The organism is Nostoc sp. LPT, assembly GCF_017115165.1.
Classification (GTDB): Bacteria; Cyanobacteriota; Cyanobacteriia; order Cyanobacteriales; family Nostocaceae; genus Nostoc.
Window position 1 is genome coordinate 21,261 of record NZ_JABXKF010000079.1, and the last position, 15,149, is coordinate 36,409.

The 15,149-nt window shown below is 41.7% G+C and carries 18 protein-coding genes; 8 read left to right on the top strand and 10 right to left on the bottom strand.

Annotation, left to right across the window (positions count from 1 at the left end; translation table 11 throughout):
• Nucleotides 1-466: 466 nt before the first annotated feature.
• The 5 genes from HWQ58_RS17080 (at nt 467) to HWQ58_RS17100 (ending at nt 5,379) form a co-directional block, all read left to right on the top strand.
• The gene (locus HWQ58_RS17080) at nt 467-643 is read left to right on the top strand and encodes a hypothetical protein (protein ID WP_292864840.1); all 177 of its coding nucleotides are present in this window, start codon (nt 467-469) and stop codon (nt 641-643) included.
• A 24-nt stretch (nt 644-667) separates the two neighbouring features.
• Nucleotides 668-943 carry a hypothetical protein gene (locus HWQ58_RS17085; protein ID WP_292864843.1) on the top strand — a complete coding sequence of 92 codons (276 nt, stop codon included), beginning with the start codon at nt 668-670 and terminating at the stop codon, nt 941-943.
• A gap of 512 nt (nt 944-1,455) precedes the next feature.
• Entirely contained in the window at nt 1,456-2,853 is a 1,398-nt protein-coding gene (locus HWQ58_RS17090) for an S-layer homology domain-containing protein (protein WP_292864846.1), read from the top strand.
• 430 nt (nt 2,854-3,283) lie between these two features.
• A complete protein-coding gene (locus tag HWQ58_RS17095; protein ID WP_292864849.1) occupies nt 3,284-4,303 on the top strand; it encodes an SGNH/GDSL hydrolase family protein in 1,020 nt (339 codons plus the stop codon).
• 32 nt (nt 4,304-4,335) lie between these two features.
• Nucleotides 4,336-5,379, top strand: a complete 1,044-nt coding sequence (locus HWQ58_RS17100) for a M42 family metallopeptidase (protein ID WP_292864885.1) — start codon at nt 4,336-4,338, stop codon at nt 5,377-5,379.
• A gap of 38 nt (nt 5,380-5,417) precedes the next feature.
• Here HWQ58_RS17100 and HWQ58_RS17105 read toward each other — a convergent pair whose 3' ends face one another.
• The 3 genes from HWQ58_RS17105 to HWQ58_RS17115 all read right to left on the bottom strand — a co-directional run bounded on the left by HWQ58_RS17105 (nt 5,418) and on the right by HWQ58_RS17115 (nt 6,265).
• Entirely contained in the window at nt 5,418-5,756 is a 339-nt protein-coding gene (locus HWQ58_RS17105; protein WP_292864852.1) for a type II toxin-antitoxin system PemK/MazF family toxin, read from the bottom strand.
• Entirely contained in the window at nt 5,743-5,952 is a 210-nt protein-coding gene (locus tag HWQ58_RS17110) for a toxin-antitoxin system, antitoxin component, Xre family protein (protein ID WP_292864855.1), read from the bottom strand. The genes HWQ58_RS17105 and HWQ58_RS17110 overlap by 14 nt, the downstream gene beginning before the upstream one ends.
• Before the next feature lie 154 nt (nt 5,953-6,106).
• Entirely contained in the window at nt 6,107-6,265 is a 159-nt protein-coding gene (locus HWQ58_RS17115) for a hypothetical protein (protein ID WP_292864858.1), read from the bottom strand.
• Nucleotides 6,266-6,304: 39 nt separating this feature from the next.
• On the opposite strand from HWQ58_RS17115, the gene HWQ58_RS17120 reads away from it, so the two are divergent.
• A complete protein-coding gene (locus HWQ58_RS17120; protein ID WP_292864861.1) occupies nt 6,305-6,685 on the top strand; it encodes a hypothetical protein in 381 nt (126 codons plus the stop codon).
• On the opposite strand, the gene HWQ58_RS17125 is transcribed toward HWQ58_RS17120, so the two are convergent.
• Entirely contained in the window at nt 6,682-11,946 is a 5,265-nt protein-coding gene (locus tag HWQ58_RS17125) for a CHAT domain-containing protein (protein WP_292864888.1), read from the bottom strand. The two genes, HWQ58_RS17120 and HWQ58_RS17125, sit on opposite strands and share 4 nt — an antisense overlap.
• A 56-nt stretch (nt 11,947-12,002) precedes the next feature.
• Here HWQ58_RS17125 and HWQ58_RS17130 point away from each other — a divergent pair, with 56 nt between their 5' ends.
• A complete protein-coding gene (locus HWQ58_RS17130) occupies nt 12,003-12,191 on the top strand; it encodes a hypothetical protein (protein ID WP_292864864.1) in 189 nt (62 codons plus the stop codon).
• 60 nt (nt 12,192-12,251) lie between these two features.
• Here the strand turns inward: HWQ58_RS17130 and HWQ58_RS17135 are convergent, their stop codons facing one another.
• The 3 genes from HWQ58_RS17135 to HWQ58_RS17145 all read right to left on the bottom strand — a co-directional run bounded on the left by HWQ58_RS17135 (nt 12,252) and on the right by HWQ58_RS17145 (nt 13,583).
• Nucleotides 12,252-12,923: a Uma2 family endonuclease gene (locus tag HWQ58_RS17135; protein ID WP_292864867.1), complete on the bottom strand. Its 672-nt coding sequence runs from the start codon at nt 12,921-12,923 to the stop codon at nt 12,252-12,254.
• A 140-nt stretch (nt 12,924-13,063) separates the two neighbouring features.
• Nucleotides 13,064-13,342 (bottom strand): BrnA antitoxin family protein, encoded by a 279-nt coding sequence (locus tag HWQ58_RS17140; protein ID WP_292864870.1) that lies wholly within the window; start codon nt 13,340-13,342, stop codon nt 13,064-13,066.
• Complete coding sequence (locus HWQ58_RS17145) at nt 13,305-13,583, bottom strand: BrnT family toxin (RefSeq protein WP_292732079.1); 279 nt, start codon at nt 13,581-13,583, stop codon at nt 13,305-13,307. The genes HWQ58_RS17140 and HWQ58_RS17145 overlap by 38 nt, the downstream gene beginning before the upstream one ends.
• Nucleotides 13,584-13,712: 129 nt before the next feature.
• On the opposite strand from HWQ58_RS17145, the gene HWQ58_RS17150 reads away from it, so the two are divergent.
• Entirely contained in the window at nt 13,713-13,964 is a 252-nt protein-coding gene (locus HWQ58_RS17150) for a hypothetical protein (protein ID WP_292864873.1), read from the top strand.
• Between the two features lie 7 nt (nt 13,965-13,971).
• Here HWQ58_RS17150 and HWQ58_RS38490 read toward each other — a convergent pair whose 3' ends face one another.
• From HWQ58_RS38490 to HWQ58_RS17160, 3 genes are read right to left on the bottom strand one after another with little or no spacing between them, the layout of a single operon-like run.
• The gene (locus HWQ58_RS38490) at nt 13,972-14,184 is read right to left on the bottom strand and encodes a hypothetical protein (protein ID WP_366838116.1); all 213 of its coding nucleotides are present in this window, start codon (nt 14,182-14,184) and stop codon (nt 13,972-13,974) included.
• Nucleotides 14,185-14,240: 56 nt separating this feature from the next.
• On the bottom strand, nt 14,241-14,468 hold the full coding sequence (locus tag HWQ58_RS38495; protein ID WP_366838118.1) for a type II toxin-antitoxin system VapC family toxin: 228 nt from the start codon (nt 14,466-14,468) through the stop codon (nt 14,241-14,243).
• Nucleotides 14,465-14,806 (bottom strand): hypothetical protein, encoded by a 342-nt coding sequence (locus tag HWQ58_RS17160; RefSeq protein ID WP_292864876.1) that lies wholly within the window; start codon nt 14,804-14,806, stop codon nt 14,465-14,467. Before HWQ58_RS17160 ends, HWQ58_RS38495 begins: the two co-directional genes overlap by 4 nt.
• Between the last annotated feature and the right edge of the window lie 343 nt (nt 14,807-15,149).

Below are 15,149 nucleotides of genomic sequence, written 5' to 3' on the forward strand. Positions count from 1 at the left end.
TGCTCCCTTTTGGTTAACTTCATCTCCAAGAAACACCCTTGTCCCTTGAATATAAGTCTTAATTTGCCCTGAATCAAAAATTTTCGCCAGAGCCAGCAGGTGAAAGGTTTAATACTATGTCAAATCGGCTAGTGCAGCACTATGTTAATTTGAGTACTCGCTTTGAGCAAGCGATCGCCCAAGAAAACACAGATACTCATTGTATCTAATATATCAGGAAGCTGTTAACTGTTCAGACCAAGTTTGTAGAGTGTTTTCTCAACCGCCAGTGCATTTGATGAAGTGTCTTTTTCACTTCTAGCCAATCATTAACTAGGATTGGGACAAGCAGCTAAAGCCAACTCTGTACTACTTCTATAACTTGCGAAGCGCACCTTCCAGCTTTCCTAAAAGAACCACAGCTCTATCCAAGAATAACAGGGGATGGGTTGTGATTGAGGGAAAGTTTTAGATAACATAAGAGGCGATGCCTACGGCGGTAAACTACGCACTTTTAGAGTCAGCACTCACTGCTTTTTTGGCTGTCAAGAAACTCTTGACTACAGTACAAGTAGCACTTTCTCTAGAAAATCAATTTAGAGATACTAGGGAAACTGCTGCGACACTTGACTGCTTTACCTATTACCCCAGTCGCCAAGAATAACGAACTTACGCTAACTTCCTGGAATTGATTAACACTGGCATTTTCCAGCTATTGCCTTACTCAGCTTACCATCGTCAGATGAATAATTTCCAGAATCGATTGTCAGCCAGTGTTAGTGAACTCGATCTATTCCCCTCTTTGGATGAGGCTAAGGGGGGCTTTGTTCCTAGTTTATCACTTCAGTTGCTTGGCGATCGCATTACAAGTAGCGCATCTGGAAGTAGATTCAAGCTTTTGCTAGCTAAACTGTTTTTTGACCAGTTCTCAATTAGTTATCTGCTCTACAACTTGGATATTTAGATAACTATCTGAAAAATTGCTTCACAATCTAGTATTGATCGGTTTGTAGTCTGTGGCTCTAGTCCTCATCTAAGCACTAAAGTCCTTACTACGAACTCCCAAATCATAAAACTCTTATTTAGCAGGGGTTTCAGGTTTATTGATGTTTTTTTTTCAAAAATGTTAGTTTTTCAGAATTTTAGGGAACTCTATAAATAAGCATGGGAATTATCAAAACCTAATGGCTGTAAAACGAAGACAATACGGTAGCTTTTGCTACCGTTTACTCATTTTTGGAGATCCGATCATCATCAACAGAGACATTTACGAAGAAGACGTACTGAGTCGGTAGTGTCTTTTGGTGATATAAAAAGTCAGAGGAGAGCAGGGAGATAAAGGATACAAGCGCACAAGACGGACAAGGGGAAATTATTGAACAAGTCTCTTGTCTCTTCTCCATGCCCAATGCCCCATTCCCATTTAATGAACAGTCTGCGCTAGGGTAGGAATTGAAACTCAATTTGTGATTTCCTGTGCTTCCCTGTAAACGTCCAGCTGTATTTTTAATTTGGGCTGTTCTACTCACTTCGTTAACAGCCTGTGCTAATAGTCCAGTCGCCAAAAACCTTGAAGAATCTTTGGCGGCAGATCCGAAACTGCAAAGCGATGGAGTTGTCTTTGGAGAATCTCAAGGTAATCAACCGCAAGCACAGCAAAATGAATCAGCAGTTCAGTTACCATCTGATTTTCCTAAAGATATACCCTTATATTCCAATGCCAAACTACAGGAAGTTACACCTGCTAGCGGCTCAGAAAACAAAATCTCAACTCGTTGGTTAAGTTCTGACCCCAGTAATTTTATTGCTAGCTTTTATCGCAGCCAGTTTCAAACAAATAACTGGCAGATTTTACAACAGCCAACAGATGATACAGGAGGATCTTTTGAGGCACGTCGCAACGATTTGCTGTTGAAGGTTTCCATTCAGCCCAAATCAGTTACTAACGCCACACCTAATCAACCCCAAACAGCCACTGAATTACTGATTGATTACGTACCGAATAGTACTGCAACAGCACAATTTACCCCAAATACAAATCCTAACGAAACTACTAACGCCGTTCCTCAACCGGGAAATTCACAGTTCATTGGCCCAATACCACCCACAAACTTGGCAGCACAGCCACCAAGCACAACTAATAACCAAACAATCCCTACAGCTACAACAAATAAATCTCAGGTATTTAACGATCTGAATAAGGTATCGCCAGAATTGCGGCAACATATCGAAGACTTGGCTGCATTAGGTGTTTTGTCTTTAGAAGCAAAGACAACTAAGAGCAACTCTACTAACACAACTAACCAGTTTGAACCCGGTAAAATCGTTACACATCGGGAATACGCTCGTTGGCTGATTGCTGCTAACAATGCTGTGTATGCCAACAATCCAGCTAAACAAATTCGCTTGGCATCAGAAAGTACTCAACCAGCTTTTAGTGATGTGTCGGCAAAAGACCCAGATTTTCCAGCAATTCAGGGATTAGCCGAAGCTGGGTTAATTCCTAGTCCTTTGTCTGGAGATACTACAGTAGTTTTATTTCGTCCTGATGCAGCCTTGACACGGGAACAGTTACTGCTATGGAAATTACCTTTAGATACTCGCCAAGCTTTACCCTCTGCTAACTTAGATGCGGTCAAACAAACCTGGGGTTTTCAAGATGCAGCGCGAATTGACCCCAAGGCTTTGAGAGCAGTGTTGGCTGATTACCAAAATAGCGAACAATCGAATATTCGACGGGTGTTTGGTTATACGACTCTGTTTCAACCCAAAAAACCTGTAACTCGTGCTGAGGCTGCAACGGCTTTGTGGTATTTCGGCAGTCAGGGTGAGGGTGTGTCAGCTAGTGAGGCTTTGAAATTAAAGCGAAGTTAAAACTAAAGTGATGCCTACGACGGGTTACGCTTATGCAGCCTTGATTCCATCACAGTCAGTTGATAGCAAGCACAAAGCTGGATAATATCTACCTTTTAGCATAGAAAGTTTGCTATTTATTTGTAATATACTTTTTTTGATCAAAAAAATGTAAATCTAAGTATTTATAGCCTTTTGAGCTGTGCTTGATGAACTTTTGAGGCATAGTTAAGTAAAAAACTTAAATTATAGCCGTAGTCACATAGGTGAGGACAGTGTTGATTGCTCAAAGGCTTGAAAAAACTGGTTTTTTAGTCAGCACTAAGCACTCAGCACTTTGCTAGAACTCAATAGGCGTACTTAGTTTTGAAGTAAGTCAAAAGACAAGTTGTTAGACTAGCGCTCTTTCATTACTTTTAAACAAATTATATATACCACAGGTAAAACAAATATGAAAAAACAAGCTGTAACGGCAGGATTTGTTCTATTCTCTTTCATGTTGCCGACCAAAGCCTCGGCTGTAAGTTTTGATCAGCTTTATGTATTTGGCGATAGTCTTTCCGATACAGGCAATATATACAATGCTACTGGGAAAACATACCCTTCAAGCCCACCTTACTTTGATGGACGTTTTTCCAATGGGCCAATCTGGGTAGATTATCTTGGAGATCAGCTAGGGTTAAAGCCTACTTTATTTACTACTATTCCTCCCACACCTTTTCCTACCCAAGGGATAAACTTTGCCTTTGGTGGATCTGGTTCTGGTTTAGATAATGCTGTTGTTGACAATCTAGGATTACCAGGAGTGCTTAAACAAGTCCTCGGTTTTGCCGAAACTCTGCAAGCAAATAATCAAACTGCTGACCCAAATGCACTTTATACATTGTGGGGAGGTGCGAATGATTTCCTTTTTCTTAACCCTGAAGACTCTACCACGCCAATCAATAATATATCCTTGGCGTTGAATACTCTGGTAGGAGTCGGCGCGAAAAATATTCTTGTATTTAACTTGCCAGATTTGGGACAGATACCAGCAGCTAAAAATGGTAATCGCAACCCTACAACCTTAAGCAAATCAACTAGTGACTTTAACTTGGGTTTAGCAGAAACTGTGAGCGCTTTGAGTCAAAACCCAAATCTCAACATCATCTCTGTTGATACTTATTCCTTATTGAATCAGGCTAGCGCATTGGGTTTTACGAATGTAACCGAGTCTTGCCTAGATAGGGAAGATATATGTGACCCAGCTAACAACAAGTTTCTCATCTGGGACGATTATCACCCAACGACCGCTGGTCATAAGGTGATAGCAGATACTGCACTGGCGGCGATTGAGGCTAAGTCTGTTCCTGAACCCTCAATAAACTTAGGAATTTTAGCGCTCGGTGCTTTTGGTGCGGTAGGAGTGCTGAAGCGTCAACAAAAAAGGTCAGCACTTGTATCAGCAGGTCGGGTTGTTGATGCACAATAGTCTCATATAACAGTTGAAAATTAAACTAATTGATGTGGGATTACGATCGCTTATTTGAAATTATTGAAGAATTGGTCATGCACCATTCCCCTAGTGGTGCAGAAGCCGAAATCAACCAGTTGTTAATGCAACGATTTGCGGCGCTGGGTGTGGAAGTTTGGTGCGATCGCGCCGATAATATTATTGCCAAGATTCCAGGAAAAAATCCAGACCGAGCGATCACGATCACGGCACACAAGGACGAAATTGGTGCAATTGTCAAGAGTATTGGTGATCAAGGTCGTGTCAAAGTCAGCAAACTTGGCGGTTCTTTCCCGTGGGTTTACGGCGAAGGCGTTGTCGATTTACTGGGAGATAACGAAACTATCAACGGTATTCTCAGCTTTGGTTCCCGCCATGTTTCCCACGAATCACCCCAAAAAGTGCAGCAGGAAGATACTACTGTGAAGTGGGAAAATGCCTGGATTGAAACGAAGCTGACATCTGCTCAATTAGAGGCAGCTGGTATTCGGCCTGGAACTAGAATGGTGATTGGCAAACATCGCAAGGGTCCAATTCGGTTAAAGGATCATATTGCTGGTTACACTTTGGATAACAAAGCTTCTGTTGCGATTTTGCTAGCTTTGGCTGAAAATCTCAAACAGCCAGTAGTCGATGTTTATTTAGTAGCGTCGGCGAAAGAAGAAGTGGGAGCAATTGGGGCGCTATTTTTCACCCAAAATCAACGTTTGGATGCGTTGATTGCTTTAGAAATTTGTCCATTATCTGAGGAATATCCTGTTGAAGATGGCGAAAGTCCTGTACTTTTATCTCAAGATGCTTATGGAATATATGATGAGGGGTTAAATGGACAACTGCGCCAATCTGCCAAGCAACTCGATATGCCAGTGCAGTTAACAACTCTGAGTGGGTTTGGTAGTGATGCTTCGATTGCGATGAAATTTGGTCATGTTGGGCGTGCTGCTTGTTTGGCATTTCCCACCCAAAATACACATGGATATGAAATTGCTCATTTAGGAGCGATCGCTAACTGTATTAATTTGTTAAAAGCTTTCTGCGAAACTGAGTTTGAGTGATATCTAGAGGCTTTGATTTGAAGGAACAATCTCGCATATTAACCCAAAATAGCCAGAAAAAGGTTTTGCAAAGCTTGAAAGTCTGGCTCCTGAAGTTGCCCTAACTTTTTAATCACTAGCCCTTTATCTATGGTAGTCAAAACTGGTTTGATAATTGAAGGTTTGAGAAGACCAGCTACTCGCCATCCAGTAATTGTGATTTCACCAAAGGAACTTGCTGGATTTGCTTGACTGGTAATGGCTATCAATATTAAATCCGAACGCTCACGTTGATAGCTATTAGAATTAACAATTACTGCTGGACGTTTTTTAGCAGTAATCTGGTTAGTAAAGGGAAACGGCACTAAAATAACATCACCAAATTCATAGTGTGTCATATTCTGCATCATCAGGGTTATCCCAGATTTTAAACAGAACTGGTTCAGAAAGTTTTGCTGCTGTAAAGGTAAGGCTATACTCTGTATTTTGCTTCTCCAGAGAATTAATAAAATCTTCAACTAGCAAAACTTGTTCGGGAGGTAACTGGCGAATTTTTTCAAGTAGCCTTTGCTCTGAACTGCTATGAGCCTGCATTGTTTAGATTCTCCTAATCTTGCCTATCTATGATTGGTTGCTTTATGCATTCATTATAGTTTTTGGTTGTCTCTACCGACGATGGCGATCGCTAATTGTATTGATTTGTTAAAAGCTTTCTGCGAAATTGAGTTTGAGGAATAATTCTAGGCTTTCACTCGAAGGAGCGATCGCATATCAACCGAAAATTACGTGAATTTTTCTGGTTGTCGAAAATGCGCGATCGCACAGCAGAATTATTCCTACTGTTGATGTCGTACCATCGCGTAGGCGTAGCCCGTCTTTGACATCGCCACATCTGTAGATTAGACATTAGATGTATAATTGCTGAATGCTTCGTGTATTTATTTAAATGATTACCGTTACACCAGAGGAAATTACTCAGTTTCGCAGCCAGTTGGTGGATAGCCCAGAGGCTTTAGCAGCTTTGGATGCCATAGAAGAGTGTAAGGGAAATCTGGAAGCAGCAGCACAGTTAATTGCTGTTGAGACAACCGACGTAGAAGTTAGCTTGAGGGGAGATTCTAATTATTTAGAGAAATTAGCCCAAAAACTCAGCAAAATCATCTGTCAGGAAGAATTTGACGAATTGATGACGGGAGTATTGACAGCTGCGATCGCCACTCTAGCAGCAAGTGGTAATATTCCCGTAGCCCTGGCAACTCCAGTGGTAATTTATGTTGCCAAAATCGGCGTGAAGAAGTTTTGTGAAACTGCCAAACCTGAATCCTAAAGCCCTGTAGCTGTAAATCCTGCCCAGTAAAATGGCGCTGCAAAAGGGTGGGGTTTACGTTTGCAGGTTCTTTTTAATATCGCTCTTGCTACTGGATGCTTTTCTTGTGGGAGTTGAGCAAAAATTTCTTCTATTTGTAGCTGATATTGACTTAATAATGCTTCAAATTTCTCGGTTGTTAAATTTCGCAGCCACTGCTGCGCTTGATTGAGTGCTATAGAGACACTATTTATTGTTTGCAGGTTTTCATAAAATTTTATCATCAAAAACGCTGTAGATAAATCGCTGACAGTCCACAAACTACTGACTACAGCTTTACTCCCAGCTAATAGAAAACCGCTAGGTAAACCAATGTATTCGTCACTGATATTTTTAAAATCAATCAATCCAGTTTCGCAAGCGGAAAGGGTGACGAGGCGACATTTTTCTAATTTGAGACTGAATATTCTATCTAAAGTTAGGCATTTTTCTAAATCGTGGGTTTCTCTTGCTCGTAAATTCAGGTAACGTTCGGAGTCGGGTTTTGTTGGGGTGTCTGCGATGGGTGCATTTGCCAAAATTAAGGCTGAATTACCGGGGTTTGTTAAGTTAAAATACCCGTGACAGCTAAAGTGGGTGCAGTGGTAAGTGTTTAAGTCAGTATTATTAATAGCTGTGAGTGTCGCTGCTGTTTTTTTCAGAACGTTGGAAGTATTAAAGTAGCTTTGAATAACTTGTACTTCTAAATCGGTGTAATTCAGGTCTTCTGTAGGATTTTGAATTGCAAATAGAGATTGAAAATCAGGACGTTTGCGCTGTTGTACCTGTTGCAGTAGTTGACAACTGGGTGCATAGCTCACACCACCAGCAAATAAATCCAAAAGACAATGCGAATTTTCCGAATTTTGATTTACTGGGAGTGCATGAAGGGGGAATAAGTGTAGGGCAGTATAAGGGATTAGGATGAGTTGATCGCAGTGCTTTGGTATCTGGGTTAATATTTCATCAATGTGGAGAATCGAAGCTAATTCTTTGAGTTCTTCCCCTAAGCTATTTAGCCATTGGTCTTTTTGATTGTAGTAATTTTGCAAATATTGATTTATCCAATTTTCCAAAGCTTCTCGGTCTTCTGGTTGGGATTGCCAAACTGTTACCTCTCCCTTTTTTGTGACAATAAACACCAGAATTTTATCGTTGAGAATATACCACTCAATAATGGCTGTACGCTCATCCAAAGAACCTTGGAAGGAGTCGAATTTTAAACCATAACCAACAGGTAAGTATTGGTTTTGCAATTCATTACGCTGGTTTCGCAACTGTTGGAGATGTTGTGCAAGGACTTTGGGATTTTCAGCTTTGCCATTTTGGATTTGATATTGTCCTACGGCTATTTCATCCCTATATTTTTCTAATTGAGTGAATACTTCTGGAGGGAAGATGGTTTTAGAGTCGCGTTCGAGGATTTGTTCAACTAAATTGCGGGTTTTACTACGTTCAACATATTCAATCGCTTCAGTAATCTTATTTAATTGCCAGCAAACTTCTACCATGCGGCTATAAACTTGGTTAAAGTATTCCGCTTGTTTACGCTTGCTTTCTTCTCCAGATACTATTTCTTCCCGTAAAGATTCTATAGTGGCAATGGCAGACTTAAAAGTATTGTACGCCAAGGCAAACTGGTTTGCGTTTTGGTAAGTAATCCCCAGTCCCCACAAAGTTTCTGCACAAAATTGAGGCAAAGCTTCAGGAGTTCTGACAGTTAAAGCAGCAGTATAAGCCGCGATCGCCTGATCGATGTTATCTGCCCTGTCTCCTTTTATTCTATCCCTGTAGACATTTGCGAGATTATTTTGCGTCATTGCCCATTCAAAAGGCAAAGCTTCAAGAGTGTAGACAGTTAAAGCAGCAGTATAAGCCGCAATCGCCTGATCGATGTTATCTGCTTTGTCTCCTTTTATTCTATTGCTGTAGGCAAGTCCGAGATTATTTTGCGTCATTGCCCAATCAATAGGCAAAGCTTCAGGAGTTCTGACAGTTAAAGCAGCAGTATAAGCCGCGATCGCTTTTTCGATGTTATCTGCCCTGTCTCCTTTTATTCTATTGCTGTAAGCAGCAGCGAGATTATATTGCGTCATTGCCCAATCAAAAGGCAAAGCTTCAAGAGTGTAGACAGTTAAAGCAGCAGTTAAAGCCGCGATCGCAATTTCAATGTTATCTGCCCTGTCTCCTTTTATTCTATCGCTGTAGGCAGCAACGAGATTATTTTGCGTTGCTGCCCAATCAATAGGCAAAGCTTCAGGAGTTCTGACAGTTAAAGCAGCAGTATAAGCCGCGATCGCTTTTTCGATGTTATCTGCCCTGTCTCCTTTTATTCTATTGCTGTAAACAAGTCCAAGATTATGTTGCGTCATTGCCCAATCAATAGGCAAAGCTTCAGGAGTTCTGACAGTTAAAGCAGCAGTATAAGCCGCGATCGCTTTTTCGATGTTATCTGCCCTGTCTCCTTTTATTCTATTGCTGTAAACAAGTCCAAGATTATTTTGGGTCACTGCCCATTCAAAAGGCAAAGCTTCTCTAGTGTGGACAGTTAAAGCAGCAGTATAAGCCGCGACCGCTTTTTCGATGTTATCTGCCCTGTCTCCTTTTATTCTATCGCTGTAGGCATTTGCGAGATTATTTTGGGTCATTGCCCATTCAAAAGGCAAAGCTTCAGGAGTTCTGACAGTTAAAGCAGCAGTATAAGCCGCGACCGCAATTTCGATATTATCTGCCCTGTCTCCTTTTATTCTATCCCTGTAGGCATTTGCGAGATTATTTTGCGTTGCTGCCCAATCAATAGGCAAAGCTTCAAGAGTGTAGACAGTTAAAGCAGCAGTATAAGCCGCGACCGCAATTTCGATGTTATCTGCCCTGTCTCCTTTTATTCTATCGCTGTAGGCAGTAGCGAGATTATTTTGGGTCATTGCCCATTCAAAAGGCAAAGCTTCAAGAGTGTAGACAGTTAAAGCAGCAGTATAAGCCGCGACCGCCTGATCGATGTTATCTGCCCTGTCTCCTTTAATTCTATTGCTGTAGGCAGTAGCGAGATTATTTTGAGTCATTGCCCAATTAAAAGGCAAAGCTTCAAGAGTGTAGACAGTTAAAGCAGTAGTATAAGCCGCGATCGCTTTTTCGATGTTATCTGCCCTGTCTCCTTTTATTCTATTGCTGTAGGCAAGTCCGAGACTATTTTGGGTCATTGCCCATTCAAAAGGCAAAGCTTCAAGAGTGTAGATAGTTAAAGTAGGAGTAGAAGCAGCGATCGCTTTTTCGATGTTATCTGCCCTGTCTCCTTTAATTCTATCCCTGTAGGCAAGTCCGAGATTATTTTGCGTTGCTGCCCATTCAAAAGGCAAAGCTTCTTTGGTTGTGACAGTTAAAGCAGCAGTAAAAGCCGCGATCGCTTTTTCGATGTTATCTGCCCTGTCTCCTTTAATTCTATCCCTGTAGGCAAGTCCGAGATTATTTTGCGTTGCTGCCCATTCAAAAGGCAAAGCTTCTTTGGTTGTGACAGTTAAAGCAGCAGTAAAAGCCGCGATCGCTTTTTCGATGTTATCTGCCCTGTCTCCTTTAATTCTATCGCTGTAGGCATTTGCGAGATTATGTTGCGTTCCTGCCCATTCAAAAGGCAAAGCTTCAAGAGTGTAGACAGTTAAAGCAGCAGTAAAAGCCGCGATCGCTTTTTCGATGTTATCTGCCCTGTCTCCTTTAATTCTATCGCTGTAGGCATTTGCGAGATTATTTTGCGTCATTGCCCATTCCAAAGGCAAAGCTTCAAGAGTGTAGACAGTTAAAGCAGCAGTAGAAGCCGCGATCGCTTTTTCGATGTTATCTGCCCTGTCTCCTTTTATTCTATTGCTGTAAGCAGCAGCGAGATTATATTGCGTCATTGCCCAATCAAAAGGCAAAGCTTCAAGAGTGTAGACAGTTAAAGCAGCAGTTAAAGCCGCGATCGCTTTTTCGATGTTATCTGCCCTGTCTCCTTTTACTCTATCCCTGTAGGCACCAGCGAGATTATTTTGAGTCATTGCCCATTCAAAAGGCAAAGCTTCAAGAGTGTAGACAGTTAAAGCAGCAGTACAAGCAGCGATCGCAATTTCGATGTTATCTGCCCTGTCTCCTTTTATTCTATTGCTGTAAGCAGCAGCGAGATTATATTGCGTCATTGCCCATTCAAAAGGCAAAGCTTCAGGAGTTCTGACAGTTAAAGCAGCAGTAGAAGCCGTGATCGCAATTTCGATGTTATCTGCCCTGTCTCCTTTTATTCTCTGCCTGTAGGTATTTGCGAGATTATGTTGCGTCATTGCCCATTCAAAGGGCAAAGCTTCAAGAGTGTAGATAGTTAAAGCAGCAGTATAAGCCGCGATCGCAATTTCGATGTTATCTGCCCTGTCTCCTTTTATTCTATCGCTGTACGCATTTGCGAGATTACTTTGCGTTCCTGCCCATTCAAAAGGCAAAGCTTCAAGAGTGTAGATAGTTAAAGCAGCAGTATAAGCCGCGAGCGCATTTTCAATGTTATCTGCCCTGTCTCCTTTTATTCTCTGCCTGTAGGCAGCAGCGAGATTATTTTGTGTCATTGCCCATTCAAAAGGCAAAGCTTCAAGAGTGTAGACTGTTAACGCGACTTCATAGCCAGTAATGGCAATTTCCATATTGCTGGCTTTCCCACCCAAAGGGAATTGCGCTATTAGATTGCTAAATACAAAAATAAATGCTGCTAAATATTCCGCTTCATCTACTGTCGCTTCCCCAAGGCTATTTATCCCCCAACGGCGCAATATTTCTGCTAACACTCCGTTGAGTTTGTCTGTATTCGTTGCCAGCAAGGGGTAAACTACCTGTGCGTTACCTCTACTATCTGCTATTACTTTCAGCACTTGCTCTAAGAAATCTAAGTATTCTTTTTCTGTGGCAGTCGATGATAATTTACTAGAAACCCCAAGTTGCTGTCCTGCTATATTCATTAAATGATTAGCTTGGTCTAATTCGCCTTGCCTTAGTAGATTACTTGCCATTTCCAGCATCTTTTGTACTAAGCCAGCATCAATTAAATCTTGGTTTGCTGCCAAAATTTCTTGTACTTCATCGTCACTACGGCAATTCAACAGGTTTTGAATAAGGTTGAAATAGGCTTGTTGACGCTGTTCGTTCATGGATGAGGGCGAGAGAGTCGCACATATTTGATTATCAAAGAAATTCAACACCAGCGCCCTAGATTCCAGAAACGGATAGATTTTCATCACAGGTGATGTATGTCTGCCAATGAAAGAATCTCGTGGATAAGTATTTTTTACTTGTGAGCAGACAATATAGTGATTTTGCGATCGCCCACTACCAGTTTCAGGTAAAAAGAGGATGGATGCGATGCCTGCGGTGGGCTACGCCAACCATTTATCGATTTGGCGATGCCTACGGCGGGCTACGCCAACGCAATTGCGATTTTAGCGATCGCATTTGCTATTTAGGCGATCGCACGCATTTGTGATTTTGTGCTATTGAGTAGCGATCACAAAAATTCAATATTCTCTTTTGTGTGCGGTTGTGCCTAGATTTGCACACCTCCTGCTTGAAAAATCTGTTCGGCGGTTAAATTCAATTCTCTGAATGTGGGTGAAATAATGCGTTCGCTCTCACAAAACTGGTTGATCTGGTACTCACCATCAACCAATGAATAGACTGATATTGTCGGTTGTTTGGGATTGCCAATAAACCGCCTACCGCCTAAAGCGGCATAATCTACAATCCAATATTCGGGGATGCCGACTGCTTCATAAGCAGCCACTTTTGTAAGATAATCATCACGCCAGTTGGTGAGGCAGTGCGTTGCGGGGGTTCCCCCCGTTGTAGCAACTGCCGTACTAACTACTTCAATTACCAATGGTATAGATTTAGCTAGGCTTACAGTAGAGTCTTTTTTCCAGAGTGGTTCATTGACTAAATTGGGGCGGTTTAATACCAGCACATCTGGCAAGTAAGCTGATTCACTCTCAAGCGGTTTAACCAATGCTGTTTTGGGAATGAAGTAGGGAAGTTTGAGTCGCCCAATTTCTATAGATATATTCAGTGCCAAAAAACCTATAACTTCTTCGTGTTCACCTGTAGGCTGAGACATCTCTATAACTACTCCATCATGAAGCTCATAGCGTTTTCCAGAGTTGTCTGGGTATTTGGCAACGAATTCATCGAATGTAACTAGTTTGCGTAAGGCTTGAGTCATAAATTTATCGCTCCCAGTAGTTATTTTGGCGATGCCTGCGGCTGGCTACGCCTACGCATTTGTTATTTTAGCGAGTAGCAATTATGATTTCGGCGATGCCTGCGGCGGGCTACGCCAACGCATTTGTTATTTTTAAATTGTTACACTGCTCTGTGTTCGTCGCAGTTTTTGATGTAACGACGTAAAACAGAGTTGATTAAGGTTTTATATTCTCCGCTTTGAGCTTGAAACCACTCTAGTATATCTGGCTCAATCTGTACCAATTGCTGTGCTTGAGGTGCGGGAACTCGGAGAGTCGCTTTCTGAAAAAAATCTTCTGTCAATGGTGGAATATCAGAGTAGTCAATTTCTTCATCGTTCATTGACTCCAATGCTGTCCAGTTAGTACGAGAGGTATTTCTCAAGTCTTTGTCGCTCATACCGATTTGCCCTTCGTGCTGAAATGATCCGAATCACATTATTTTTGCGTTCTGTCCAAACTACAACGGCTACACCGTTGCCGAGGAAACCTATACCGAACCAACGGTCTTCTCCGTAATCAAAACGATCATCTAACTCAATTAGCATTGGACTTTCAAACATCTCAGGAACATCGGCGAAATCAATCTCATGTTTGCGAAGATTCTCTAAATTTTTCGCCTCATCCCACTCAAACTGCATGAAAATTTAGACACGCTAATTGAACCATCTCTATTCTCCTGCATAATATCCCAATACGCTCGGTGTTAGAGATAAAGACCTGATTTTTGCGTAGGTTGGGTTGAGCGATAACGTAGGCGCAATGATTTTGTGATGCCTGCGGTGGGCTACGCCAACGCATTTGTGATTTCGGTGATTCCGTTTATAGATTTGGCGATGCCTGGGTTGGGCTACTCCAACGCATTTATCGATTTGGAGAATGCAATTGTAATTTTAGCGATGCCTGGGTTGGGCTACGTCAACGCATTTATAGATTTTGCGATGCCTACGACGGGCTACGCCAACGCAATTGTGATTTCGGCAGTCGCATTTATCGATTTGGCAAACGCAATTATTATTTAGGCGATCGCTATATCTCCCAATCCTCAATCAACAAGTTATTAATGCATTGGAATTCTCTAGTGTTATGGGTGATGAGGGTTAAGTTATTTGTTAGCGTGATGGCAGCAATTTGTAAGTCATACGCGCCAATGGGAGTACCTAATGCTTCTAATTGAGAGCGAATTGTTCCAAACGTCGTTGCTGCTAAATCGTCAGCCCCTTTGGGGAAGTCAAAAGTCAAAAGTCAAAAGTCAAAAATTTTGAACCCCATAAATAAATTTAGCGGCTTGTACCTTTTTATTTCCGGTCAAAGGGTAGTGATGTAAATTGGGCTAAAAATTGTTGTTGTAAAGTAAGATTACGTTGTGAATTGGCACTTTTCATTGCACCATAAAATAGTTTAGCTTTGACGATTGAGCAAACGGCAATATCTTTAGTAGCAGTGGATTCTAGTTTCTGTTTTAAAGTGGAATTTTTACCTCGCATATAGATAATGCAGGTGTTAGTATCGAGCAGGAATTTCACAGGATTGGTTCGCGTTCTGGTTGTTGTCCTTGGGGATGACGGAAGAAGGTTTCATCTTGGATACATCCATAAAATTGAGGCAGGGGATATTCTGTTATTTCGGTTGAAGTTGCTGGTTGTAGGGACTCAATGAGGGTTTTTAGTAATCGAGTAACGTCAAATTCTTCGGGTAATTTAGCCACGAGGGATTGACGGAATAATTCTGAGATTTTGCTTATTTGCACAGATTGGGTGTTGTTATTGTGTGTAGTCAGGCTTTGTGCCAGGAGTTGGATAATATACAATTTATCGTCAGGTGAAAGCTGAAGGAGTTGTTGTTCGAGTTCTGGGACAATCATGATGTAGCTCAGGTGGAGGATAATTTCATTTTACTTTCATAATCAAAAGTTAATAAGTGGTGGGGTTTAAGTCCCCTGTCTCTACAGGCACTTCTGTTTTGTGTCGGGGTCTAAATCCCCGTCACAAAACGTAATTGCGAATTGCAAATTGCGAATTGCGAATTGTTTTAATCTGTGATTTCCGCGTATGCATTTATAGATTTGGCGATGCCTGCGGCGGGCTACGCCAACGCAATTGTTATTTCGGGGTTCGCAATTGTTATTTCGGGGTTCGCAATTGCTATTTCCGGGTACGCAATTGCTATTTCGGGGTACGCAATTGCTATTTCGGGGTACGCAATTG

Coding starts and splice junctions, on each gene's coding strand:
- HWQ58_RS17110 (WP_292864855.1), bottom strand. CDS start 5,952: ATGCAGGCTCATAGCAGTTCAGAGCAAAGGCTACTTGAAAAAATTCGC.
- HWQ58_RS17080 (WP_292864840.1), top strand. CDS start 467: ATGCCTACGGCGGTAAACTACGCACTTTTAGAGTCAGCACTCACTGCT.
- HWQ58_RS17125 (WP_292864888.1), bottom strand. CDS start 11,946: ATGAAAATCTATCCGTTTCTGGAATCTAGGGCGCTGGTGTTGAATTTC.
- HWQ58_RS17140 (WP_292864870.1), bottom strand. CDS start 13,342: ATGAGCGACAAAGACTTGAGAAATACCTCTCGTACTAACTGGACAGCA.
- HWQ58_RS17105 (WP_292864852.1), bottom strand. CDS start 5,756: ATGACACACTATGAATTTGGTGATGTTATTTTAGTGCCGTTTCCCTTT.
- HWQ58_RS17100 (WP_292864885.1), top strand. CDS start 4,336: ATGTGGGATTACGATCGCTTATTTGAAATTATTGAAGAATTGGTCATG.
- HWQ58_RS17135 (WP_292864867.1), bottom strand. CDS start 12,923: ATGACTCAAGCCTTACGCAAACTAGTTACATTCGATGAATTCGTTGCC.
- HWQ58_RS17115 (WP_292864858.1), bottom strand. CDS start 6,265: ATGTCTAATCTACAGATGTGGCGATGTCAAAGACGGGCTACGCCTACG.
- HWQ58_RS17145 (WP_292732079.1), bottom strand. CDS start 13,583: ATGCAGTTTGAGTGGGATGAGGCGAAAAATTTAGAGAATCTTCGCAAA.
- HWQ58_RS17120 (WP_292864861.1), top strand. CDS start 6,305: ATGATTACCGTTACACCAGAGGAAATTACTCAGTTTCGCAGCCAGTTG.
- HWQ58_RS17095 (WP_292864849.1), top strand. CDS start 3,284: ATGAAAAAACAAGCTGTAACGGCAGGATTTGTTCTATTCTCTTTCATG.
- HWQ58_RS17160 (WP_292864876.1), bottom strand. CDS start 14,806: ATGATTGTCCCAGAACTCGAACAACAACTCCTTCAGCTTTCACCTGAC.